16 protein-coding genes are annotated in these 22,603 nt (G+C 74.1%); 3 read left to right on the top strand and 13 right to left on the bottom strand.

Going from position 1 to position 22,603, the window contains the following annotated elements:
- Window positions 1-8 precede the first annotated feature (8 nt).
- Both ACNYS0_RS33420 and ACNYS0_RS33415 read right to left on the bottom strand, forming a co-directional pair.
- Window positions 9-446 (bottom strand): roadblock/LC7 domain-containing protein, encoded by a 438-nt coding sequence (locus tag ACNYS0_RS33420; RefSeq protein ID WP_422478957.1) that lies wholly within the window; start codon window positions 444-446, stop codon window positions 9-11.
- Window positions 443-3,298 (bottom strand): sensor histidine kinase, encoded by a 2,856-nt coding sequence (locus ACNYS0_RS33415; protein ID WP_422478955.1) that lies wholly within the window; start codon window positions 3,296-3,298, stop codon window positions 443-445. Before ACNYS0_RS33415 ends, ACNYS0_RS33420 begins: the two co-directional genes overlap by 4 nt.
- A 407-nt stretch (window positions 3,299-3,705) precedes the next feature.
- Between ACNYS0_RS33415 and ACNYS0_RS33410 the strand changes: the two genes are divergently transcribed.
- The gene (locus ACNYS0_RS33410; RefSeq protein WP_422478953.1) at window positions 3,706-4,143 is read left to right on the top strand and encodes a hypothetical protein; all 438 of its coding nucleotides are present in this window, start codon (window positions 3,706-3,708) and stop codon (window positions 4,141-4,143) included.
- 67 nt (window positions 4,144-4,210) lie between these two features.
- Here ACNYS0_RS33410 and ACNYS0_RS33405 read toward each other — a convergent pair whose 3' ends face one another.
- The 10 genes from ACNYS0_RS33405 to ACNYS0_RS33360 all read right to left on the bottom strand — a co-directional run bounded on the left by ACNYS0_RS33405 (window position 4,211) and on the right by ACNYS0_RS33360 (window position 18,960).
- Window positions 4,211-8,827 carry a coiled-coil domain-containing protein gene (locus ACNYS0_RS33405; RefSeq protein ID WP_422478951.1) on the bottom strand — a complete coding sequence of 1,539 codons (4,617 nt, stop codon included), beginning with the start codon at window positions 8,825-8,827 and terminating at the stop codon, window positions 4,211-4,213.
- Window positions 8,828-8,864: 37 nt separating this feature from the next.
- Window positions 8,865-9,758 carry a hypothetical protein gene (locus ACNYS0_RS33400; RefSeq protein WP_422478949.1) on the bottom strand — a complete coding sequence of 298 codons (894 nt, stop codon included), beginning with the start codon at window positions 9,756-9,758 and terminating at the stop codon, window positions 8,865-8,867.
- 61 nt (window positions 9,759-9,819) lie between these two features.
- Window positions 9,820-11,346: a hypothetical protein gene (locus tag ACNYS0_RS33395; RefSeq protein ID WP_422478947.1), complete on the bottom strand. Its 1,527-nt coding sequence runs from the start codon at window positions 11,344-11,346 to the stop codon at window positions 9,820-9,822.
- Window positions 11,347-11,438: 92 nt separating this feature from the next.
- Window positions 11,439-12,131: a GntR family transcriptional regulator gene (locus ACNYS0_RS33390; RefSeq protein ID WP_422482845.1), complete on the bottom strand. Its 693-nt coding sequence runs from the start codon at window positions 12,129-12,131 to the stop codon at window positions 11,439-11,441.
- A 115-nt stretch (window positions 12,132-12,246) separates the two neighbouring features.
- Entirely contained in the window at window positions 12,247-13,449 is a 1,203-nt protein-coding gene (locus tag ACNYS0_RS33385; RefSeq protein WP_422478945.1) for a cysteine desulfurase-like protein, read from the bottom strand.
- 73 nt (window positions 13,450-13,522) lie between these two features.
- Entirely contained in the window at window positions 13,523-14,443 is a 921-nt protein-coding gene (locus tag ACNYS0_RS33380) for an SGNH/GDSL hydrolase family protein (protein ID WP_422478943.1), read from the bottom strand.
- A complete protein-coding gene (locus ACNYS0_RS33375) occupies window positions 14,440-15,591 on the bottom strand; it encodes a glycosyltransferase (RefSeq protein ID WP_422478941.1) in 1,152 nt (383 codons plus the stop codon). Before ACNYS0_RS33375 ends, ACNYS0_RS33380 begins: the two co-directional genes overlap by 4 nt.
- Window positions 15,588-16,724, bottom strand: coding sequence for a glycosyltransferase family 4 protein (locus ACNYS0_RS33370; RefSeq protein ID WP_422478939.1), 1,137 nt, complete (start codon window positions 16,722-16,724; stop codon window positions 15,588-15,590). The genes ACNYS0_RS33375 and ACNYS0_RS33370 overlap by 4 nt, the downstream gene beginning before the upstream one ends.
- Before the next feature lie 151 nt (window positions 16,725-16,875).
- Window positions 16,876-18,288 (bottom strand): HEAT repeat domain-containing protein, encoded by a 1,413-nt coding sequence (locus ACNYS0_RS33365; protein ID WP_422478937.1) that lies wholly within the window; start codon window positions 18,286-18,288, stop codon window positions 16,876-16,878.
- Between the two features lie 279 nt (window positions 18,289-18,567).
- Window positions 18,568-18,960, bottom strand: a complete 393-nt coding sequence (locus tag ACNYS0_RS33360) for an ankyrin repeat domain-containing protein (RefSeq protein WP_422478935.1) — start codon at window positions 18,958-18,960, stop codon at window positions 18,568-18,570.
- 280 nt (window positions 18,961-19,240) lie between these two features.
- On the opposite strand from ACNYS0_RS33360, the gene ACNYS0_RS33355 reads away from it, so the two are divergent.
- Both ACNYS0_RS33355 and ACNYS0_RS33350 read left to right on the top strand, forming a co-directional pair.
- Window positions 19,241-19,435, top strand: a complete 195-nt coding sequence (locus ACNYS0_RS33355; RefSeq protein WP_266598445.1) for a hypothetical protein — start codon at window positions 19,241-19,243, stop codon at window positions 19,433-19,435.
- A 37-nt stretch (window positions 19,436-19,472) separates the two neighbouring features.
- On the top strand, window positions 19,473-21,053 hold the full coding sequence (locus tag ACNYS0_RS33350; protein ID WP_422406046.1) for a DEAD/DEAH box helicase family protein: 1,581 nt from the start codon (window positions 19,473-19,475) through the stop codon (window positions 21,051-21,053).
- A gap of 21 nt (window positions 21,054-21,074) precedes the next feature.
- On the opposite strand, the gene ACNYS0_RS33345 is transcribed toward ACNYS0_RS33350, so the two are convergent.
- The gene (locus ACNYS0_RS33345; protein ID WP_422478933.1) at window positions 21,075-22,574 is read right to left on the bottom strand and encodes an SCO1417 family PLP biosynthesis transcription factor; all 1,500 of its coding nucleotides are present in this window, start codon (window positions 22,572-22,574) and stop codon (window positions 21,075-21,077) included.
- Window positions 22,575-22,603 lie beyond the last annotated feature (29 nt).

Below are 22,603 nucleotides of genomic sequence, written 5' to 3'. Positions count from 1 at the left end.
TCAATCCACTACCCTCCGGCGGGCAGATCCGTGCGCCTGGCCGTCCCCAGGTGCGCTCCGACGCGCTTGACCAGCAGGGTCATCTCGTAGGCGACGAGGCCGACGTCGGAGTCCGCGTCGGACAGCACCGCGAGGCAGCTGCCGTCCCCCGCCGCGGTGACGAACAGGAAGGCCTCGTCGAGTTCGACGACGGTCTGGCGGACGCCGCCCGCCTCGAAGTGCCGGCCCACCCCCTTGGCGAGGCTGTGGAATCCGGAGGCCACGGCGGCGAGGTGTTCGCTGTCCTCGCGGCTCAGGCCCTCGGAGACGCCTGTCGGCAGCCCGTCGCCGGAGAGCACCATCGCCTTGCTGATACCGGCGACACGCTCGACCAGGTCGTCCAGGAGCCAGTTCAACTCACCGACAACACCGTTGGTGGTCTGCGCATTGGCCTTCGGCGCGGTCATCGACCGTCCCCCTCAGAGTTCGTTCCTCGTGCTGTACCGTCGGCGCGCTCATCGCCCGCGGTGTTCTCCGCTCGCCCACGCCGCCAGCCGCGCTGGAGCGAGGCCATACGGCTGCGCACCTCGTCGGCGTCCCGGTCGGCGGGTTGTGCGGAGGGAGTCCTGTCCTCGGCCGGTGCCGCGCTGTCGCCGCGCAGGTCGGGGCCGTCCTTCAACTGCGGTGCCAGATTGGCCTGGCGGACGCGGCGGGGCAGTCCGCCGGGAGTGGTGCTGGGCGTGCCGTCGGTCCGCGGGGCGTCCGGCGCGGGTTCCGGGGGCTCGCTGCGCGGTGCCGGAGTCTCCTCCACCGCACGTGCGCGGCGCCTCCTGGGGAGGCCCACCGGGGCATCAGGTCGAGCGTCGCCGTTGCCGTCGCTGCCGGTGGTGTCGTCGCTGCCCTTGCCGTTGCCGCTGCTGTCGTCCCGGTCGTGGCGTGCGCTCGGTTCGGGCGCGGTGCGGTCGCCCTCGCCGGGGCGGCTGTGGGTCACGGGCCTGCCGTGCGAGCTGACGAGCTTGGGCACGCGTCGGCGCGGGAGCGGCAGCGGCCCCTCCGGAGAGGCCGCCGGATCCGGCGCATCGCGGTCCCCGGAGCGGCGCGGGCCGCCCGTGCGGCGGGAGGCGTCCGTGCCGTCGGTCCCGGCGCCGTCGTCGGCCTGCTGGTGCTGTTCGCCAGGAGGCCCGGCCACGGCGCGGCGGGGGCGGAACAGGCTGCCGCGCTCGCTGTCGTCGTCGCCCAGGGCCCCGGGGAACCGGGTCATGTCGGAGGTCGTCAGCGGGGCCTCGAGCTCGACGGGGCCGTCGACCACGGAGGCCGGCAGACCGGGCAGCCCGGCCACGGTGCCCGGCTGCGCGCGGGTCGCCGAAGGGGCCGTGCGGCGGAGCGCGTTGGGCCGGTCGAGACGGAAGCCTGCGCCCTCGGTGTCGGGGGCGTCCGTGAGCAGGGAGTCCGGGATGAAGACGACCGCGGTGGTGCCGCCGTAGGGCGACGGCTGGAGGGAGACGCGGATGTTCTGCCGCTGGGCGAGGCGGCTGACCACGAACAGACCGAGCCGGTCGGTGTCGGAGAGCTCGAACTCCGGTGTCTCGGCGAGGCGCAGGTTGGCGTCGAGCAGCGCGTCCGGGGCCATGCCGAGGCCCCGGTCGTGGATCTCCAGGGTGAAGCCGTTCGCGACGCGCTCGCCGACCACCTGCACGGCCGTGTGCGGCGGCGAGAACACCGTGGCGTTCTCCAGGAGTTCGGCCACGAGGTGGGTGAGGTCGGCGACGGCGGGACCGGTCACGGCGATCCGCGGCAGCCGCCGTACCTCGATGCGCTCGTAGTCCTCCACCTCGGCGACGGCGGCCCGCACGATGTCCATGAGCTGGACGGGTCGGCGCCACTGCCGGGACGGGGCGGCGCCGGAGAGGATCACCAGGCCCTCCGCGTGGCGGCGCATCCGGGTGGTGAGGTGGTCGAGGCGGAACAGGTCGGCGAGTTCGTCGGTGTCCTCGGTCCTGCGTTCCATGGTGTCGAGCAGGGTCAGCTGCTTGTGCAGCAGGACCTGGCTGCGCCGGGCGAGGTTGACGAAGACCTCGGAGACGCCGCGGCGCAGCTCGGACTGCTTGACGGCGGCTTCGACGGCGGACCGCTGCAAGGTGTTGAGCGCCTGGCCGACCTGCCCGATCTCGTCCTTGTCGTATTCGAGGCGCGGCGCCTCGGTCTCCACGTCGACTTCGTCCCCGGCGGCGAGGCGTCTCATCACTCCGGGGAGCCGCACGCCGGAGGCCTCGTGTGCCTCGAGGCGGAGCCGGCGCAGGTCGCGGACGAGCCCGCGGCCGATGCGTACGGACAGGTACAGGGAGAAGAGCAGGGCGAGCAGGCCGAGCACTCCCGCGACGCCTGCCCGGACCAGGACGTCGATGGCCTCGGGGCGAGCGCGGTCCTGGTAGCGCTCGGTCGCGGCGGTGTCCCGGTCGACGAGGTCACCGAGCACCGACTGCGACGCCTTGTCCCAGCTCCGCGCGGTGACGCCCCGGGGTGTGCCCGGGGAACCGTTCACGACCGCTTCCTCGGCGGTGCGCAGCGGGTTGGTGTCCGGGCTCTTCCAGTACCGCTGGTAGCTGGAGCGCTCGGAGTCGGGCAGGAGCGCGAGATTGCTCTCGTAGAGGAGGGAGCGCTGGGCGAGGAGGTCGGAGACCTGCCGCAGTTCCTGCTGGGTGAACCGGCGGGCGACGAGACCCGAGCCGACCACGGCGTCCTCCTGGGACAGGAGTTCGCGTGCCTTGAGTACGCCGACGAGGGCGCGTGCCTGGCGTTCCACCTTCGCGTTGTCGAGGGCCGTGAGGTCGAGCAGGAAGTCGTAGGTCGGCGCGACGAGCCGGTTGTAGAACTCGAGGGCCTGGGCGCGGGTCACGGTGCCTTCGTCGACGTTACGGCGCAGCGACGCGATGCCTTCCAGGCCCTCGACGGCGGTATCGAGGGAGGCCCGGGCGTCGCCGTCCAGGTCCTCGCGGACGGCGCTGTCGCGCACCTTCTCCTTGATCCGCGTGATCGACTCGTCGGCCGCGGTCCGCTTGGCCCGCAGCGCCGACTGGGCGTCGGAGGCACGGGGGTCGGCGAGGTACACGAGCGTCTGGCGGCGTTCCGCCTGCAAGGTGCGGCTCGTGGCGACCAACGGGTACGCGACCGAGTCGATCGCCTGGCCCGCGGTGATCAGCTGGACGGCAGCGCGGCCCGTAATCACCGTGGCGAAGGCCCAGATGGCCGTCAGGGACAACAACGGCACCAGCAACAACGCCACGATCTTCCGGCGGATGGACTTCCCGCGAAAGCGCATGGCCTCCCCCAGATCGACCCCTCTGCCTTCAGGGGCACACATGTGCGTCAACAAACGGCGCGAGCCTACTACTGAGACGGGAGCAACTCGAAGACCTGTCCGGATGACGTCCGGATGAACTGCGGTGCAGAGATCATGAGTTGTCCGGCATTGCGGGAGATTCCCTCCACCCTGGACCGGCCTCCACGTCGATCACAACCGGCGCGTGCGGCCGAAGAGTTGGCCGGAATCCTGCGCACCGCCCACCCGGAACAGGCAAGTTCGCCGGATCGGGAATCTTTCCGCCCCGCCGTTCGTCTTCATCAAGGGCAGACGACTCGACGGCGTAAAGCACGGCAATTCGGGCAGTCACTGTGCAGTGCCGGTGCGGGGGCATCGGCTTGAGGGTCGTTGAGGACCCACGAGCGGTGGGGAGTGACGTGGCGATGGGCACGGCGGATCGAAAAGGACTGTGGGTCGAGGAGCCGGCGCGACGGCGCCGCATGCCCGATCCCGTACGGACGTCCGCGGTGCGGGCCGTCCTCATAGTCGCGCTCACGCTGATCCAGGCCATGATCGCCGTGCTCTGCACGCTGACCGACTCCTGGCTGGCCTTCCCCATGGTGCTCAGCAGCGTGGGGAGCACAGTGGTGGCGACGTGGGGCGTCCTGGACGTCTGGGTGACCCGCCAGGTGTGGAACCAGCGGCACGGCGTCGTCTCGGTCCCGGCCAGCACGGCCCGGCAGCTGCGCAAGGAGCGCCGCCGGGCCCGCCGCGCCGCGAAGTCGCGGAGCGGCGGCGTCGCCCGGCCCGACTCGGTCGGCATACGCCGACGCGGCAGGTCCGGACAGCTGACCCACACCTGAGCCGCCCGCCCCGCAGGGGCAAGCGCCCGCCGCCCGGGCAGCCGCCGCCCCGCCGCGCGCTCCGGCGTCAGCCTTCGGCAGGCCGCTTGTACATCCGCGTGGCCGTGATCTCGCCGTGCACCGTCTCCCCCTCGGGATCCTGCTGCGGCAGCCCCGGACGCAGGTGCTCCTCCACGCTGATGTATTTCAGGCCGGCCCGAAGGTCCGCGTCGTTGCGCATCCGGATCACGAGGGGGAACTCGGCGAGTGCCGTCGTGTCGAACAGGCCGGTGGTGTAGAGAAGCTGGACGCCCAGTGCGTCGGACACCGCTCGCTGGAGTTCCAGCAGGTACGTGGCATTGGCGCGGCCGATCGGGTTGTCGAGGAACAGCGTGCCCGCGTGCCGGTGCTTGTCGCGGCCCCGGTCGTTGGAGCGCAGCGCGGCCATCGTGCAGTACAGGGCGATGGCGGCGGTGAGCAGCTGACCGCCGGAGAACACATCGCCCATCTGTCCGACCGGGACGCGCTCGGCGCGCAGCACCGCGTCCGGCTTGAGGATCTCGACGGCGACGCCCTTGGGCTGGAGGGCCGCGCTGACGCCGCGCAGCAGCAGGGACATTCCGTCGCGGCGCAGGTCGGAGTTCTTCTTCACGGCCGCGCTGGTCGCCTCGTCGATGACCTCGCCGAGCCGCTCGATCAGTGTGGCCTGGTCGGGCTCCTCGAAGCGGATCCGCAGGAACTCCTGTCCTGACCACTCGCCGAGCCCCTCCGGCAGCCGGGACAGGCGCTGGGCGGACCGCAGCGTGGCGAGCGAGGACTCCACGAGGCCGCGCAGCCGGTCCACGATCGAGTCGCGGTTGCGCTCCAGCTGGACCAGCTCGTCGGTGAGGACGCGCAGCCGGGGCGCGAACGCGTCGGCCCACTTCTGCGCGTGCTCGGGCAGGGCGGAGGCGGGCAGTTCGCGAATCTGCTGGCGGGCGGGCGTGCGCACCTGCTCGTAGCGCGTCGAGTTCGCGTGCCGTACGAGGATGTCGCTTGCCTCTCGGACGGCGGCCTCGGCGGCGGACAGGTCGGCGGCGCAGCCGCGCAGGGAGCGCCGGGTCTCGGCCGCGGCCTGGCGGGCCTCCTCCAGGGCGCCGGGGTAGGACTCGGTCTCGTCCTGCTCGTCGGACGGGTCCGCGTGATCGCGCAGCAGGTCGCGCAGGAGCGCGGCCGTCTCGTCGAAGCCGCCGGCCCCGTCCTCGGCGGCACGGTGCGCGTCGAGGAGCTCCGCGTGGGCGGCACGGGCGGTGCTCAACGCGTCGGTCCGGACGGCGAGTTCGGTGGTGGCCGTCCGCAGCAAGGTCTGCGCGTGCTCGGTGTCGGACGGGACGAGGTCCTCGGGCAGTTCGGTGTGCGCTTCGCCTTCCTCGGGCGCGTGCCGCTCGGCCTCGCCGCGCAGCCGGCCGAGCTGCTCGCTCGCGGTGGAGGCGCGGGTCTCCAGGAGCTGGACGAGTTCCTCGGCGCGGGCGGCGGCGGCCTGCCGGGAAGGCCCGTCGGCGCCTTCGGAGGTCTCCAGGAGGGTGGCGGCGCGGGTGCGCACCTTGTTGCTGAGCCGGTCCAGTTCGGCGAGTGCCGCCGATTCGTCGGACTCGGCACGGGCCTGCTCGGCCCGCAGGTCGGCACCGACGCCCACCTTCTCGTAGACCTGGGACGCGGCCCGGTAGGCCTCGCGCAGCGCGGGCAGCGAGGCCTGCGGAGGCGCGCCTTCCGGCATCTCGTCGGGGGCGCCCGCGATCTCGGCGCGCTCGGCGCGCAGCGTGCGGGCCGTGCGCCGGGCGTCGTCGGCGGAGCGCTGGGCGGCCCGGCGGTCCTCGTCGGCCGAACGCGCGTGCTCCAGGCAGGACTGGGCGCGGGCCTCCGACTCGACGGCCTCGTCGGCGAGTTCGCGGACCTTCGCCTGCCAGCCGGCGCGCTCGCGCAGGCGGAACGCGAGCCCGGCGAGCGCATCTGCGGCGCGGCGGGCCTTCTGCGCCGCCTCCTGCCGCTCGTCGCGCACACGGGTCGCCTCCGCGGCGGACTCGTCGGCCTCGGCGCGCACGGTGCGCGCCTCGGCGAGCTCGGCCTCGGACTCCTCGGCGAACGCGCGGGCCTCGCGGGCCACGGCGGCGAGTTCGGCAAGGCGGCCCGTGGGGCAGCCGGAGCGCCAGGAGGTGAGCCGCGCCGCCAGTTCGCGGTCCTTGGCGAGGCGCGCGGCGAGCGCCCGGATCTCCTCGTCGCGCCGGGCCGCGCGTTCACGCAGCGCCTGCCGCTCCTCGTCGGCGGCGTGCTCGTCGTGCATCGCCGGGTTCGGCGGTACGAGGAAGACGTCCCCGTCCGACGCGTTCTCGGCCGGGGTCGGGGCGAGCAGCGCGGCGGCGGTGCCCACGGCGACGGCGGAGCGGGGCAGCAGGGCCGCCCCGGCGAGCGCCGCCCGGGCCCGCTCATGGGCCGCCGAGTCGGTGATCACGACGCCGTCGACCAGCTCGGGCCGGGCGGCGAGCACGCGCGCGTGGTCGGTCGGATCGACGGACTGGGCGAGGTAGCGCCAGCCGGGCAGCGCCGGGATGCCGTGCTCGCCGAGAAACTCGACGGTGGCCAGCACGTCGGGGCCCGGCGGGAGCAGGCCGCCGTCACCGAGGGCGCCCAGGATCCGGGAGTCGTCGGCTGCGGCCGTGCGCAGTTCGAACAGCTGCCGCTCGGCGGACGCCACGGTGTCGTCGAGCAGCGTCTTCAGGTCGTCGGCGGCACGGTCGAGGTCCTCGGCGGTCAGCGCGCCCTCGGACGCGGCGGCGTCCTGCGCGGCTCCGCCGGATTCCCCGGCCTCGGAGGCGGCGGGCAGCCCGCCCGCACCGAGCAGTTCGGCGAGCCGTTCCTCACCTGCGAGGGCGGCGGCCGCCCGCTCCTCCGCCTGGTACGCCTGCTCCGCCGCGCTCGCGGCGTCGGCGGCGCGGGCCGCCGTCAGCTCGGCGCGCGCCTCGACGGAAGCGGCCTCGCGCGCGTGCTCGGAGGCCCGGCGGGCCGCCTCGCGCGCGGTGTCCCACGCGGCAACGGTGGTCTTCTCCGCGTCGGCCGCGGCCAGCGCGGCGCGTGCCGGGTCGGCGTCGGGCGCGCTGTCGTCGATCCACCCGGCGCGCACGGCCTCGGCGGTCTCCTGCTCGACCTCGGTCAACCGCTGGCGCAGGTGCCCGAGTTCACTGCGGGCGCGCTGCGCCTCGGTGGCGGCAGCCGTGGCGTCGCGGTGCGCGGTCTCGCCCGCCTCCTGGAGGACGGCCGAGCGCTCCTCCCCCTCGTTCGCGTGGGCCTCGGCCTGCTCGGCGGCGCCGTGCAGCGCCCGCACGAGCTCGGCCGCGGCCTTGGCGCGGGCCGCGAGCGCGGGAGCGGCGTCGCGCTCGGCCTCGCGGATGGCGACGGCCACGCGCGCGGAGCGGTCCGCGGCGGCGCGGTGGCGCAGGACGGCCTCGGCGGCCTGCCAGGCGGCGTGGAGGTTGCGCGCGTCGGCCAGCTCGCGCTTCTGTGCCGCGGCGGCCTTCTCGGCGCCGGCGAGCGCCAAGGAGGCGTGCCGGTAGGCGAGTTCGGCGGCGATCAGGGAGCTGCGCTCGCGCGCCGACTCCGCTTCGGTGACGGTGTGCGCGGCGGCGGTGACCTGCTGGGCCAGCTCCCCGGTGCGGCCGCGCTCGACGGCGGCGCGGGCCGACAGACGGCGGGCGAGCGTGCGCGTGCGGCGCTCGGCCGCGGCGTGGATGTCCCGCGCGCGTGCCCGCGTGTCGGCGGCCTCCACGATGCGGGTGAGCAGGTCGACGGAGCCCGCGGTGAAGTCGCGCTCGGCGATCAGCTCGGCGCGCCGTCCCAGCTTGTTCCCGAACCCGCTCACCAGGTCGGCGAGGCCGTCCGTGTCCCGCGTGTCGGTGACGGCGCGCAGCAGCAGGTCGGTGAAGTCGGAGTCCTTCTTGACGGCGAAGAGGCCCGCGGCCTCGCCCTCGTCCGCGTTCATCTCCCGCTGGTAGCGGAAGAGTTCGGGGTCGAGGCCCAGGTCACCGAGGTGCTCGTTCCACCGGTCGTGGATCTCCTCCCAGTGCACCTCGAGGTGCGGGTAGACCTTGACCGCCTCCATCAGCGCGTCGCGGAAGCCCTTCATGGTGCGGCGCCGCCCCCGCGCGCCCGAGGCGCCCTCGGCGGCGGGACGTACGGCGCTGGACTCGGCGACCGGCAGCGAGTCGAGGCTCAGACCGGGGCCCGGCCGGAAGGAGTACCAGGCCTCGGCGAACTTCCGGGGGTCGTTGGAGACCTGGCGCCCGCGCCACTCGCTGACCTTGCCGACGACGACGCACTCGCCGGTGAGCGTGTGCTGCCACTCCAGGGCGACGTGTCCGCAGTCGTCGGCGAGGAGGAACTTGCGCAGCACGCCGGAGCTGGCGCCGCCCAGCGTGTTCCGGTGGCCGGGCAGCATGACCGAGAAGATCAGCTTGAGCAGGACCGACTTGCCGCCGCCGTTCTCCAGGAAGAGCACACCGGCCGGCGCGGGGCGGCGCGGCGGGCCGACGGGCTCGTCCTCGAAGAACTCCGCCTGGGTGGGCGCGGGGTCGGGCACGGGCTCGCCGACTCCGCGCAGGTCAAGCACGGTGTCGGCGTAGCGCGCACCGGCGGGCCCGATGGAGTAGAGGCGAACCCGGGACAGCTCGTACATGGCGGACTCTCGTGGTAGGTACGGAAGTTCGAAAAGATCAGGAGTGGAACGGCAGGCCCGCGTCGGCGGCGAGCTCGGCGGCTTCCTCGTCCATCGGCGGCACCAGGCTCGCGGACCCGTCGGTGACGGGGACGACGCCCAGCTCGAGGAGTTCGGCCATCGCGGCCGTGCCGGCCATGTCGCGGACCTGGAGCTGGTAGCGGGCGGTGGTGCGGTACGTGCCGCCCGAGTCGTCGCCGGTTCTCTGCAAGAAGCCGGAGTCGGTGAGGAAGGCGACGGCCTTGCCGACGATGCCGGTCGTCGAACTGGCGAGTCGGCGCGTGTCCTTGGTGGCTCCCGTGGAGCTGCGCCGCGCCCAGATCCGCCAGGCGGCTTCGAGCCCGGGGGCCCCGGTGGCCGGGTCGGTGTTCTCGCCGGTCTCCTCGGCCCGCTCCTCCAGCTTCCGGCAGGCCTGCCGGACGAAGGCGTCCACGCCGTTGACGCTCACGCGGCCGATGTAGCCGTCGTCGGCGAGGTCCTCGGGGCGCGGGAAGGCGAGCGCGGCGACCGCGAGATGGGCGAGGCCGTGCAGGAAGCGGTCGGTGGAGTCGGTGGCCGCCTTGCGCGCGTAGTCGCCCATGCGGACCGCGAACACGGAGTCCTCGGCTGCGGTCACGGCCATCCCCGCGCGCGGGGACACCTCCAGGACGACGAGGCCGAGCCCGGTGGCGACAGCGTCGGCGAGCCGCGCGAAGGGCGGGTCCTCACGGTAGCGGCGCAGCAGCTCGCCGTACTCCTGGTCGCGGGACGGCTGGAGCTTCGGCTGGAGGCCGAAGGAGACGAGCCGGGCCGCGTCCGCGGCGTCGGCCGGGGTGACGGGCGCCTGGGCCCTGGCCGAGCCCGAAGCGTCGGGCTCGCCCCGCTCGGCGTGCTCTTCGGCGTACTCGGTCACGGGTGGTGCTCCTTCGTGGGTTCTGCGTGCTCTGCGTGCTCTACGGGGCCGTGGGTCGGCATCACGCGGCCTCCGTCCGGTCCGTGGCCATGCCGACCGCGTCGAGCAGGGCCGTGCCGACGATGAGGTCGGCGCCGCCGAACTCCGGGTCGTCGAGCTCGGTGCCGTCGTCCACGGCGAACAGCAGCTTCTCCTCGCCCTGGCGGTAGGCGGTGCCGACCGGCGGGCTCGCGGCGTGCACCGCCAACAGGGCGACCAGGTACGGCAGTTCGGCATCGCGCTTGCGGGCGTCGGCGAGCAGCCCGGACAGCCGGCGCGGCGCGTCCGACGGCAGGTCGAGCAGTTCCATGGCGCCCGCGAGCTGCTCGTCGCTGAACCGGCTGTCGTCCGGCGTGGCGATGAGGTCCGGCTCGGGCATCTCCGCGCCGAGGTGCTCGCGCTCCTGGGGAGGCGTGAGCAGTATGTCGACCAGGTCGCCGACGCGGACGGACACGGGCGTACGGAGCCCGGTGCCGCGCGCGAAGAACGCATCGGTCACCCTGCTCGCGCTCTCCACCGGAAGCGGCAGCAGTGGCGCGACGAGCTGCCCGTACAGGTCGAGGCCCGCGCGCGCGGAGGGTGCCGTGAAGGCCTGCCGGTCCTGCTCGGCGCGGAACAGCGGTCCGGCCTCCAGGAGGCGGGACTGCAACAGCGTGTGCCGTCGGATGCAGTCCTTGACGATGTCGACGAGCTCGGCGGCGCGACGCTTGTGCTCCTGGTCCTCCGACTCGTCGCGCGCCTTGCGGATGTTGGTCAGGATCGCGTTCTCGTGCCGGTAGCGGTCCGCCACGTGGTCGAGCGCCTCGGCGATCATGTCGGGCACGGCCTTCAGCCAGTCCACGGCGCGCACATTGCGCCGCGTCGCGTCCAGGGCCTTGCGGAGCGTCTCCGAGTACTGCACGGTCCGGTACCTGGCCTGCTCGGCGGCGAGCTGCGCGTCCGCGAGGCGGCCGCGGCTGATCAGCACCTCCAGCTTGACCTCGGCGGCGATCTGCGCACTGGTGACGTCCGTGTCGAGGGCGCCGACCAGCACGTTCACCGCCTCGTCCGTCGTGCGGAGGTAGACGCTGCCCCCGTAGCCGGGGACCTCCTCGATCAGCTTGAAGTCGTAATCACGCCGTACGTAGGAGCCGTCCGGCGCGAACGTGCCGTACACGGCGCGGAAGCCGCGGTCCACGCTGCCGACGTTGATCAGGTTCTCCAGGACCCAGCGGGCCACCCGCTCGTGCTCCGCGGCGGGCCGCTGCGGTGCCTGTGCCGCGATGCGCGGGACGAGCCTGGCCACTATCTGCTCGTGGTCGGCGCCCGTGTCGAAGTCCATGTTCAGGGTGACGAGGTCGATGGCGGACAGCGCCACCTCCGCCATCCCGTACGTCGAGTACTCGCCCGCGAGATTGGCCTTGCGCACGTCCAGGTCGTGCAGCGGCGCGGTGCACGCGAGCGCGCGGAGCCGCCGCGCGAGCCCCTCGTCGGCGGCCGGGCCCGGTGCGGGGCGCGGCCCCGCGCTGAGCTGGGGCGGAACGGATTCCGTGCTGGCAGGCGAAGTCACGGAGCACAGGGTATGCGCTGGGTCTGACAACGGTCGAAACGGCGCAGATGCGACGGCTTTCGGGCCCGCCCTCGACGGGCCCCGGCCGGCCGCTATCCGTCCTGCGGCATCCGCTGGCGGTAGGCCTCGACGAGCCCCTCGCGGGAGTCGTCGAGGTACTCGCCGAGCAGGGTCTCGGCCGTGTCCCTGCGCCCCTCGCGCAGCATCTCCACGATTTCCAGGTTGCGCGCCAGGTACGGCTCGTGGAGGCGCCGCGGATCGTCCACGACGTGGAAGGCGAGCCGCAGCTCGGCCAGGACACTGCGCATCAGTTCGTCGGTGCGCTCGCTGCGGGCCAGGGCGACGAGTTCGCGGTGGAAGTGGATGTTGGCGGTCGAGACGCTCTTCCACTCGCGGAGCTCGGCCGCCCGGTGTCCGCCGGCGACGGCCTCCGCGACCCGGTCGAGCGCGTACGGGGGATCTCCCAGGGACCGCACGACGGCGCACTCGACCATGCGCCGGGTCCGGTAGATGTCCTCGACGTCATCGACGCTCAGGACACGGACGAAGACCCCGCGGTTCAGCCGGTGTTCGAGCAGCCGCTCGTGCGTGAGCAGCCGGAACGACTCGCGGAGCGTGTTGCGCGACACCCCGAGGGCGCCCCCGATGCTGTCCTCCGACAGCCGCGTCCCGGGCGGGAAGTAGCCTTCCGCGATCCGGCTCCGCAGGATGTCCGCGACGCGCTCCGCGGTGCTGGTGCGTCCCAGCAGCGCGCGGTCGTCCGCGAGTGCGTTGAGTTCGTCCATGGCCACGGGCCGAATTCAAGCGCAGTTCCGGGAACGAGACAACGTAGGTATCGACGGATCGTTCAACGAGGCCTCCGAACGTCTCAGGACCCGAACCTCTCAGGACACGACCGCCTCAGGACACGACCGCCTCCAGGGCCGTGAGCAGTCGCTCGACGTCCTCCGCGCTGCTGTACGGGGCGAGGCCCACCCGGACGCCGCCCGCGTCCCCGAGGCCGAGCCGCCGGGAGGCCTCCAGCGCGTAGAAGGAACCGGCGGGGGCGTCGATGCCGTGGTCGGCGAGCCGCCGGGAGATCTCGGCGGGGCTGTGGCCCTCCACGGTGAACAGGAGGGTCGGGGTGCGCCGCTGCGCGCGCGAGTAGCGGGTAACGCCGTCGAGATCCGCGAGCCCCTGCTCCATGCGCCGACGCAGCGCGTCCTCGTGCTCCTCCAAGGCCGCGAAGGAGGCGACGAGGCGCTCCCTGCGGCTGCCGCCCGCCCCCGCGCCCAGGTCCGCGAGGAAGTCCACGGCGGCCCGCGCACCGGCCAGCAACTCGTAGGGAAGGGTGCCGAGTTCGAAGCGCTCCGGCACGGCGTCACTGGACGGCAGCAGCTTGTCGGGGCGCAAGGAGTCGAGCAGTTCGGCGCGGCCGGTGAGGACGCCCAGGTGCGGGCCGAGGAACTTGTACGGCGAGCAGACCAGCGTGTCCGCGCCGAGCGCCGCCAGGTCGACCGCTGCGTGCGAGGCGTAGTGCACCGCGTCCACGTGGAACAGCCCGCCCGCCGCGTGGGTGAGGGCGGCCAGGGCCGGCAGGTCGGGACGCGTGCCGATCAGGTTGGAGGCGGCCGTCACGGCCACCAGGCGGGTGCGGTCCGAGAGCACCGCTTCAAGGTGCTCGGGCCGCAGCTCCCCCGTCTCCGGGTCGAAGTCGGCCCACCGTACGGTGGCGCCCGCCGCCTCGGCCGCCTGGATCCACGGGCGGATGTTGGAGTCGTGGTCGAGCCGGGTCACGACCACCTCGTCGCCGGGCCGCCAGGTCTTGGCGAGCATCCGGGACAGGTCGTAGACGAGCTGTGTGGCGCTGCGCCCGAACACGACGGTCCCGGGTGTGGTGCCGAGCAGGTCGGCCAGCGCCTCGCGGGCCCCGGCGACGATGTCGTCCGCGTTGCGCTCGCCCTCCGTGGTCCGTCCGCGGTTCGCCAGGGGGCCGCTCAGCGCGGCGGCCACGGCGTCGATGACCGGCGCGGGGGTCTGGGTGCCGCCCGGGGCGTCGAACCGGGCCGTACCCGACTTCAGGGCGGGGATCTGTGCGCGGACGGCCGCGATGTCGAGGGCCATGACTCAACTCCTATGGTGCGTAGGCGGTGCGAGGCCGCCTCCCGGTCAGGGCAGACCGGTCAGGGCAGACCGGTCAGGGGCAGACCTCGCACGGCTGGCTCGTACCCGGAGCCGCTCCCGCGGCTCCCGTCACATGATCGCAACCCCGAAGCGGCACCTCCAGACCCGGGACCGAGGCGAGCGCCGCCGCGACACCGGCCGAGGCCCGCAGGTCGAGCCGGGAGCCGGTGCCCCGCAGGTCGTGCCGCACCTCGTCCGCGGCGAGCGCCAGGAGCTGGGGCAGCAGGTCGGCGCAGCGGCGCGCGACCCAGCCGGTGCCCGCCGTGGCGAGCCACCACAGGCCCGCGGCGCGGGTCGGCCCGGGCCGTTCCGGTTCGACGTCGGGCGCCGGGCCGCGCGCCTCCCCGGTGGCGGCGAGCACGGCGTGGAAGCGGGCCGCGAACCGGCGGTGCCCCCGTTCGCCGGGGTGCAGCCGGTCCGCGCTCCACAGGGAGCGGTCGGCCACCCAGTCGGCGTCGGCGGCGTGCAGATGGGCGGCTCCGTGGCGTTCGGACAGGGCGTGGACCACGGAGTTGACCGCGCGCTGGCGACGCGCGAGAGGACGTGCCAGGGCTCCTGGCAGGCCCAAGAGGCTGCCGGGGTCCGGCAGACAGGCGGTGAGCAGGAGGGCGCCCCGCCCGGTGAGCGCCCCGTACGCGGCGTCCAGGCGGGCGGCGACGGCCTGGACATCGAAAGCGGCGCGCAGGGTGTCGTTGACGCCGACCACCACGGACGCGACGTCGGGAGCGAACTCCAGCGCACGGGGCAGCTGCCGCGCGAGCACGTCGGAGGTCTGCGCCCCGCCGGCCGCGAAGTTGCGGAACTCCACGGGTACTTCGGCGGGCGTCAGGCCCTCGGCGAGCAGCGCGGCCCAGCCCCGCCATCCGCCGCCGACCGGATCGCCGACGCCCTCGGTGAGCGAATCGCCGAGGGCGGCGAACCTGAGCGCCTTCATGCGGCGCCCCCGAGCGGCAGCAGGGCGGGCGCGTCGTGCGCCGCCAGGAAGGCGGCCACGGCGGTGTCCCATCCGAAGCACTCGGCACGCGCGCGTGCCCGCGCCCTGCGCTGCCACAGGGGCCGTCCGAGCACGTCCCGGACGGCGGCCGCGAACGCCGCGCCGCTGCCCTCGGCCACCGCCCCGGCCCCGCCGACCACTTCGGGCAGCGCCGAGGACGCGCTGACGACGACCGGTGTTCCGCAGGCCAGCGCTTCGAGGGCGGCGAGCCCGAAGGTCTCGGCGGGCCCCGGCGCCAGGCACACGTCGGCCGTGGCCTGGAGGGCGGCCAGCGCCGCCGGGTCGGCGACGTGCCCGAGGAAGTCGACCTGCAACCGCCGTGCCCGCGCGCGTTGTTCGAGCCGGGGCCGCAACGGCCCGTCCCCCGCCACGACGAGCCGGGCGGGCACGCCGGACCGGCGCAGCCGCTCCACCGCGTCGAGGCCGATGCCCGGCCGCTTCTCCACGGACAGTCGTGTGCACATGAAGAGCAGCACCTCGTCCACGCGCGCGTACCGCGCACGCACCTGCCTGCTGTGCTCCCCCGGCCGGCACCGCACGAGGTCGACGCCGAGCGGGGCCCGCACCACGTTGCGCGCGCCGATCCGCACGAACTCGCGCTCGGCCCACTCCGTGGTGCACACCACGCGCGTGTAGGCGTGCGCCGTGCGGACGTTGAGCACGTCGGCGGCGCGCCGTGCGGCGCGCTCGGGCAGGCCCCACGTGCGCAGCACTCCGTGGGCGGTCTCGTGGGACACCATCACGGCGGGCACCCGTGCGCGGCGTGCCCACTCACCGGTCCAGCGCAGGGTCGTACGGTCCGACACCTCAAGCCGGTCGGGGCGCAACCGCTCCAACACCCGTGCCACGCGCTGCCGGTCGGTCAGGACGCGGTAGCCGCCGCTCGCGGGGAGCGGCGCCCCCGGCAACGTAATGACGCGCCCTTGTGGCGTCTCCGTGTCCGAGAGGCGCTCCCCCGGCACGATCAGCACCGGCTCGTGCCCCGCCGCCAGGTACCCCGCGCCCAGCTCTCGCAGCGCGGTCCGCAGCCCACCGGAAGCGGGTGCCACGAAGTTCGCGATCCGCACGATCCGCAGTCGCCCGCTCATGCCGCCACCGCGCCCGCCCCGGCCGCCCGCGCGTGCAGCACATCCTCGTAATGCTCGACCAGGAGGTCGCCCACGGCCTCCCAGCCGCGCCCGGCCACCGCGGCGCGACCGGCACTCCCGTATGCGGCGCGCCGCCCGGGATCAGCGGCGAGCGCCCGCACGGCGTCGCGCAGCGCCTCCGCGTCGCCGGGCGGTACGAGCAGTCCGGTCCTGCCGTGCGCGACGAGGTCGAGCGGCCCGCCGGCCGCCGGGGCGATCACCGGCACCCCGCTGGCCATGGCCTCCTGCACGGTCTGGCAGAACGTTTCGTAGGGACCGGTGTGCGCGAACACGTCCAAGGAGGCGAAGACCCGGGCGAGTTCGTCGCCGGTGCGCCGCCCCAGGAAGACCGCGCCCGGCAGCGCGCCGCGCAGGGCCGCCTCGCTCGGCCCGTCGCCCACCACGACGACCCGGACCCCCTCCAGACCGGACACCCGCGCGAGCAGCTCGACGTGCTTCTCCGGAGCGAGCCGCCCCACGTATCCGACGAGCAGTTCCCCGCGCGGCGCCAGGTCGGCGCGGAGACGCTCGCAGCGCCGCTCCGGCCGGAACCGCACGGCGTCCACCCCGCGCGGCCACAGCCGCACCCGCGGCACCCCGTGCGCCTCCAGGTCGCGCCGCGCGGCGGTGGAGGGCGCCAGCGTCCGGTCGGCGGCGGCGTGCACGGAGCGGATCCGCCGCCAGGCCGCGCTCTCCCCCGCCCCCACGTAGGTGCGCGCGTAGCCCGCCAGGTCGGTCTGGTAGACGGCCACGGCGGGCACGCGCAGCCGGGTCGCGGCGGCCATGCCGCGCATGCCGAGTACGAACGGGCTGGCCAGGTGGACGAGTTCGGCCCGGTGCGCGGCCACCGTCTGGGCGAGACGGCGCCCCGGCAGTGCGACACGGACCTGCGGATAGCCGGGCAGCGGGAGGGACGGCACCCGGACGACGGGGCAGGGCGCCGCGGTGTCCGCCTCAGGAGCGGCGGGGGTGGCGGGTGCGACGACGAGGGGGTCGTGGCCGCGGGCGGCGAGGTGCCGCGCGGTCTGTAGGGCGCAGTGCGCCACACCGTTGATGTCGGGAGGGAAGGACTCGGTCACGATGACGACACGCATACGGGCTTTGTCGCCCCGCCGGACGTGCTCACGTCAAAGTGGATCTTTCCTGGCGAGGAACGGTCCGTGAGCTTCAGCCGCCCGTCGACGTCCGGGGAAACAGCAGGAGGCGGCCCCCTCCCACGGGGGCCGCCTCCTGTACGTCAGCGCGTCACAGGGCCGTCGCGTCCGGCCCGATACGGCTGCGGACGGCGGTCTGCACCTCGTCCTCCTCGGCCGGGTCGGCGGCGAGGCGGCGCAGTTGGTCGACGACGCGGGCGTCACCCGTCTCGGCGTGCCGCGCGGCGACCTCGCGGGTGCTCTCCTCGCAGTCCCACAGGCATTCGACGGCGAAGCCGGCGGCGAAGGAGGGATCGGTGGCGGCGAGCGCGCGGGCGGCGCGACCGCGCAGGTGGGAGGAGGCCGTCTCGCGGTAGATGTGCCGGAGCACGGGGGCGGCGCAGACGATGCCGAGCCGTCCCGCGCCGTCGACGAGCGGCCAGAGGGCGGGGTCGTCGGGGCCCTCGCCGCGTACCGCCTCCCGCAGGGAGGCGAGGACGAGTTCGCCGTCCTGTGCGCTGCCCCGGCAGGCGAGCATGCGGCCCGCGGCGGCGCCGAGCGCGTCGGGCCGGGGGGCCCACTGGCGGGCCCGCTGCACGACGGCGGCGCTGCGCATCCGCTCGAAGGCGTCGAGCGCGGCGTCCACGACGGCGCGGGACGGCGCCTCCACGGCTGCCTCGATGAGGTCGAGCACGGCCGGATCGTGCATGTCGGCGAGATAGCGAAGGGCGGTGCAGCGGGCCCCGTCGGTCCCGTCCTGCGCGGCCCGCACGATCTCGGCGTGGTCCTCGGGACCCGCCACGGCGGTCAGGCAGCGGGCGGCGGGCACGTACAGGACGGCGCCCCGCTCGAAGCCCTCCTGCGCCCAGTCGAAGACGGCCTGGACGCTCCACTCGGGGCGCGGTCCGGCCGGCCGCATCTGGCGCTGCCAGCGGTCGAAGGAGCCTGCTTCCTGCGCGGCACGCACGCGTGCCCCCACATGGGGCCGCGGATCCTCGGCCCACAGGCGCCAGGGTCGCGGCTCGAAGGCGTCGCGCACGACGGCGGCGAGCTCCGCCTCGGCGTCCGCCGGAAAGCGGGCGAGGACCGGCTCGGCGAGCGCGCGCAGGCCCGCATCGTCGTCGCGCAGGGCCAGCTCGTCGAGCGCCCAGGCCCAGTTGCCGCCCACGGCGGCGTACCTGCGCAGCAGCTCCAGGGCGTCCCGCCTGCCGTAGGAGGCGAGGTGGCCGAGGACCGCGAGCGCCAGGCCCGTACGCGACTCCTCGGTGTCGAGGAGGTCCTCGGGGTCGAAGAGGTGCCGCTCGATCTCGTCGAGCTCGCCGTGGAGGTCGACGTAGAGCCGGGCGTAGTACAGCGAGCGGTTCTCCACCTGCCAGTCGTGGCGGGGGTCGCTCAGCACACAGTGATTGATTGCCGCGAGCGCCTCGGCTCGCGGCGCCGTCAGCGCGTGCAGCGTGCCGTCGCCGCGGCCCCGCTGGAGCAGGCCGAGCAGCGTACCGCTGGGCGCTATGACCGGTTCGAACATGGGAAACAGCCTCACATCAAGCGTCGACGCAACCGGGATGCTCACCTACCTGGCCACGCGACAACACGTCGGAGCGCCCGCCGTCTCTTGCTTGCTGCTACCCATTTCTCTGCCTCTCGTCCAAGGCCCGGAACCGGGCCGTTCACGGCCCGCTCTGCACGTGGGCACCACCTGCCCCGGCCTCGCGTCCGTAAATCACGCCGTCATCATGACCCAGCGGCGGAGCACACCGCGACCACATTTCCCGTACCCCCGTTTTGCCTGGTCAGAGCTAGTGTGTCAGGAGGCGCCGAAGAGGTCGACGAGCTCCGTCTTGCCGAACATCCGAGCCGTGTCGACCGCCGAAGGGGTCCCCGCGGCCGGGTCGGCGCCGCCTTCGAGAAGCGCGCCGATCACGTCGTCGGCGCCCTTGAAGACGGCACCCGCGAGCGGGGTCTGGCCCTTGTCGTTGGCGAGGTTGGCGTCGGCGCCGCGCTCCAGGAGGGCGCGCACCGCCTCCGCGTGCCCGTGGTAGGCGGCGAGCATGACGAGCGTGTCGCCCCGGTCGTTCGTGAGATTCGCCGGAACCCCGGCGTCCACATAGCCCGCCAGAGCCTCCGTCTCGCCGCGTCGCGCGAGATCGAAGATCTTGGTGGCCAGCTCCACGACCTCCGGGTCGGGGGCTTCGCTCATCGGGCGGACCGCCTTTCTCATACGTGCCGGTACGGCTGTGCAGCCGTACGAGTGAATCGACAGGGTACTGCCCGGTCGGGCACATGGCCCGACCCCGCCGAGGCAAAGATCACGGAGAGTGCGGACGACCGTCCGGCAGCACGCTCGAGCGGCTCAGCAGCGCCTCGCGAACGGGTGAAAACAACAAATTTCCACCCATTTGCACCTTTTGTCGTATAGATACATGCTGTGAGCCTGGAAGAACTCATGGTGACTGTCCCCATCAACCAGGAGAACCCTCATGATCCTGTCCATCTCGGGCGTCGTGCTGCTCGGCATCATCGTCTTCTTGTTCTTCCGCAAGGACGGCCTGAAGGCCTCGCACGCACTGGTCTGCGCCCTCTTCGGCTTCTACTTGGCGGGCACTGCCATCGCCCCGAGCATCAAGGCGGGCGGCCAGAGCCTCGCCAGCCTGCTCGGCGGGATCAAGTTCTGACGGACCACTCACCCGCACACACCATCAGGAGAACGACGTGGCCAGGCGCCCACTCCCCCGCATTCTGAGCAACGGCAGCGCCACGATCGCCCGGAGCCGGGACATGGCTCGGACGGCCGCCGACGGTGCCACCGACGTACTCCACCCCCTCATCACGGTCAGCCGTGGACTGCGCCGCCTGGCCGCTGCCGGGCGGCACAAGTGGGCGGACACCCCCAAGGAGCGGCGCGGAACGCTGCTCTTCCTGGTGGCCGCCGTCGTCCTGGTCGTGGTGTTCATTCCGTACGGTCCGCTGCTGGCGCTCATCACCCTGATGGCGGCGGCCGCATGGAAGGGGCGCGATCCGAAGCCGCCGGAGCAGACCGGCCCCGACGATTCGCAGGTACAGCGCCTCTCGTCCCTCTACGAGGCGCTCGTACCGTACTTCTCCGTGGCCGAGGACCCGAGCCCGCTGTACGCGCACGGGGGCGACTGGGAGAAGGCGTTCGAGACGTTCGACTTCGACGGCGACGGCCGGGTCGACCGGATCGGCATCCGCTACCCCGCCTACTTCACGGACGGCGAGGCGGCGTCGCGGGCCCGGATCGAGCAGCTGCTGCACGCCAAGCTCGGCCGGGGCCGCGAGTACCACTTCGCGTGGGACGAGGAGGGCAACCACCTGACGGTGAACGTGCTCGACCCGCTGCCCACGGACATCGCGGCCCAGCCCTTCGTGACCTCGCCCGGTGAGACCGTGCTCGGCTTCACCGACGGGACCGGCGTCCAGCGCACGCTGCCGGTCACGGCGGGCGAGGAGGAGCGGGACGTGCCGCCCGTCGTGTGGCGCACCGGCGTCCGCTCCACCGAGCCGCATCTGCTGGTCGCGGGGCAGCCGGGCAGCGGCACGACGACCTTCCTGCGCTCCGTGGCGCTGCAAGCCCTGCGGCACGGCGACGTGCTGGTCATCGAGGGCAGCGGGACGGGCGACTACGCGTGTCTGGTAGGCCGCTCCGGGGTGCTCGCCGTGGAGTGCGGGTTGGCCGGCGCGCTGACCAGCCTCGAATGGGCGGCACACGAGACGGAGCGGCGGCTGATCGCCGCGAACCGGGCGCGCCAGGCCGGGCATCCCACCCCGGACGACATCAAGCGCCCGCTGTGGATCCTCCTGGACCGTCCCAGCGCCCTGGGCCACCTCGCCGCCGCGGACGGCCGCAAGGACCCGCAGACGCTGCTCCAGGTGCCCCTCAGGCACGGCCGGGCGGCCGGTGTGACGGTCGTCGTCGCCGAGCAGCTCGACAGCCTCGACGCCCTGATCGACCCGGTCCGCCAGCACACTCGCGCGCGCGTGGTGCTCGGTCCCGCCGCTCCGGAGGAGCTGGGGGACGTGCTCGGCACCGTGCCGCAGACGACGCCCACCGCCGACACCCCCGCGGGCCGCGGCTACGCCCGCCTGGGCAACGGCCCCGTCCACCGCCTCCAGGTCCCCGCCACGCCCGATCCGTACGACGACGCAACGAGCGAGGCCCACCGGCAGGCGGTCGTCGCGCTCCTCCCCGAGCGCAGCACGCCGGCCGACGCGACGGTGGAGACGCCGGTCGAGGCGGTCCCCGACGAGGCCGAGGCCCTCTCCAAGCGCTGACCTCGCGCTCGGTCCCGGCCCCTACGCGATCAGGGTGCGCGGCACGTCCCCGCCCGCGCCCTGACCGTCCCTCACCAGCCGCGCCGCCGCCGCGAGCCGCGCCGCCGCCTCGTCGGCCACGGCGCCGCCCACGGTGAACGGCAGCCGGACATACCCCTCGAAGGCGCCGTCGACGCCGAAGCGGGGCCCTGAAGGCACGCGCACCCCGACCCGCTCGCCCAGCTCGGCGAGCCGAGATCCGGACAGGCCGCCGGCCTTCACCCACAGGGTGAGGCCCCCGTTCGGCACGTCGAACTCCCAGTCGGGCAGCTCCCGTCGTACGGCGCCCACCAGCGCGTCGCGGTTCTCCCGCGCCTGCTCGCGCCGCAGCGCGACGGCCTCCTCCCACCCCCCGGTGTTCAGCAGCCAGTTCACCGCCAGCTGCTCCAGGACCGGGGTGCCGAGGTCCGCGTACGCGCGCGCGGCGACCAGGCTGCGGATGACGTCCGGCGCGGCCCGCACCCAGCCGATCCGCATGCCCGCCCAGAACGCCTTGCTGGCCGAGCCGACCGTGATCACCGTGGAGCCCGCGGGGTCGAACGCGCAGACCCGGCGCGGCATGTCGAGGCCCGCGTCGAGGTGCAGCTCGGTCATCGTCTCGTCGACCACAAGGACGGTGCCCGCCGCGCGCGCGGAGTCGACCAGCGAGCGGCGCTGCTCCTCGTCGGCAAGCGCGCCCGTCGGATTGTGGAAATCGGCGACCACGTAGGCGAGCCGCGGCGCCGCCTCGCGCAGCACCTGCCGCCAGCGATCGAGGTCCCACCCCTGAAGCCCGTCGGCCATGGCGACGGGCACGAGCCGCAGGCCGGCCTCGCGCATCAGTTGAAGGATGTTGGCGTACGAGGGTGATTCCACCGCCACGCGTTCGCCGCGGCCCGCGAAGAGGTGGCAGATCGCGTCGATGGCGCCCATCGCGCCGGTCGTGACCATGATCTGTTCGGGCATGGTCGGGATGCCGTGCGCGGTGTACCGCTCGGCGATCATGGTGCGCAGCGCGGGCAGCCCCGCCGGGTAGTCGCCGTGCGTGTGGGCGTACGGCGGCAGCTCCTCCAGGGCGCCCTGCACGGCGCGGGTCAGCCACGGTTCGGGGGCGGGCAGGGCCGCCGTGCCGAGGTCGATCATGGAGCCGAGGGCCTCGGGCGGCAGGGGCTCCAGGCCACGCGCGGGCAGCGGGTTCCCGGCGGGCACGGCGGTCCAGCTGCCCGCTCCCCTGCGGGACTCCAGGAAGCCCTCGCCGCGCAGCGCCTCGTAGGCGGCCGCGACCGTCGTGCGGCTCACCGAGAGCGCCTGGGCCAGTTCGCGCTCGGCAGGCAGCCGCGTGGCCACCGGGACGCGGCCCTCCAGGACGAGCAGACGGATGCCGTCGGCGAGGGCGCGGTAGGCGGGCGGGCGGCGGGTGCCGGGGCCCGCGGGGCGCGGCTGCTGCGAGGTGAGCAGCCGGGCGAGCTGGGTCGAGCCGATCGCCGAAGTCCACTGGGCCATGCGAGCCAGTCCACCTTCCTCGGATTGGC

Source organism: Streptomyces anthophorae, from assembly GCF_049310305.1.
GTDB lineage: Bacteria > Actinomycetota > Actinomycetes > Streptomycetales > Streptomycetaceae > Streptomyces.
Note: the sequence above shows the minus strand (reverse complement) of the source record. Positions and strands in the feature narration are given on the sequence as shown.

Bases quoted from the DNA above. Each gene is read 5' to 3' on its own strand.
- ACNYS0_RS33420 (WP_422478957.1), bottom strand. From the start codon at position 446: ATGACCGCGCCGAAGGCCAATGCGCAGACCACCAACGGTGTTGTCGGT.
- ACNYS0_RS33415 (WP_422478955.1), bottom strand. From the start codon at position 3,298: ATGCGCTTTCGCGGGAAGTCCATCCGCCGGAAGATCGTGGCGTTGTTG.
- ACNYS0_RS33405 (WP_422478951.1), bottom strand. From the start codon at position 8,827: ATGTACGAGCTGTCCCGGGTTCGCCTCTACTCCATCGGGCCCGCCGGT.
- ACNYS0_RS33390 (WP_422482845.1), bottom strand. From the start codon at position 12,131: ATGGACGAACTCAACGCACTCGCGGACGACCGCGCGCTGCTGGGACGC.
- ACNYS0_RS33385 (WP_422478945.1), bottom strand. From the start codon at position 13,449: ATGGCCCTCGACATCGCGGCCGTCCGCGCACAGATCCCCGCCCTGAAG.
- ACNYS0_RS33380 (WP_422478943.1), bottom strand. From the start codon at position 14,443: ATGAAGGCGCTCAGGTTCGCCGCCCTCGGCGATTCGCTCACCGAGGGC.
- ACNYS0_RS33375 (WP_422478941.1), bottom strand. From the start codon at position 15,591: ATGAGCGGGCGACTGCGGATCGTGCGGATCGCGAACTTCGTGGCACCC.
- ACNYS0_RS33370 (WP_422478939.1), bottom strand. From the start codon at position 16,724: ATGCGTGTCGTCATCGTGACCGAGTCCTTCCCTCCCGACATCAACGGT.
- ACNYS0_RS33365 (WP_422478937.1), bottom strand. From the start codon at position 18,288: ATGTTCGAACCGGTCATAGCGCCCAGCGGTACGCTGCTCGGCCTGCTC.
- ACNYS0_RS33360 (WP_422478935.1), bottom strand. From the start codon at position 18,960: ATGAGCGAAGCCCCCGACCCGGAGGTCGTGGAGCTGGCCACCAAGATC.
- ACNYS0_RS33355 (WP_266598445.1), top strand. From the start codon at position 19,241: ATGATCCTGTCCATCTCGGGCGTCGTGCTGCTCGGCATCATCGTCTTC.
- ACNYS0_RS33345 (WP_422478933.1), bottom strand. From the start codon at position 22,574: ATGGCCCAGTGGACTTCGGCGATCGGCTCGACCCAGCTCGCCCGGCTG.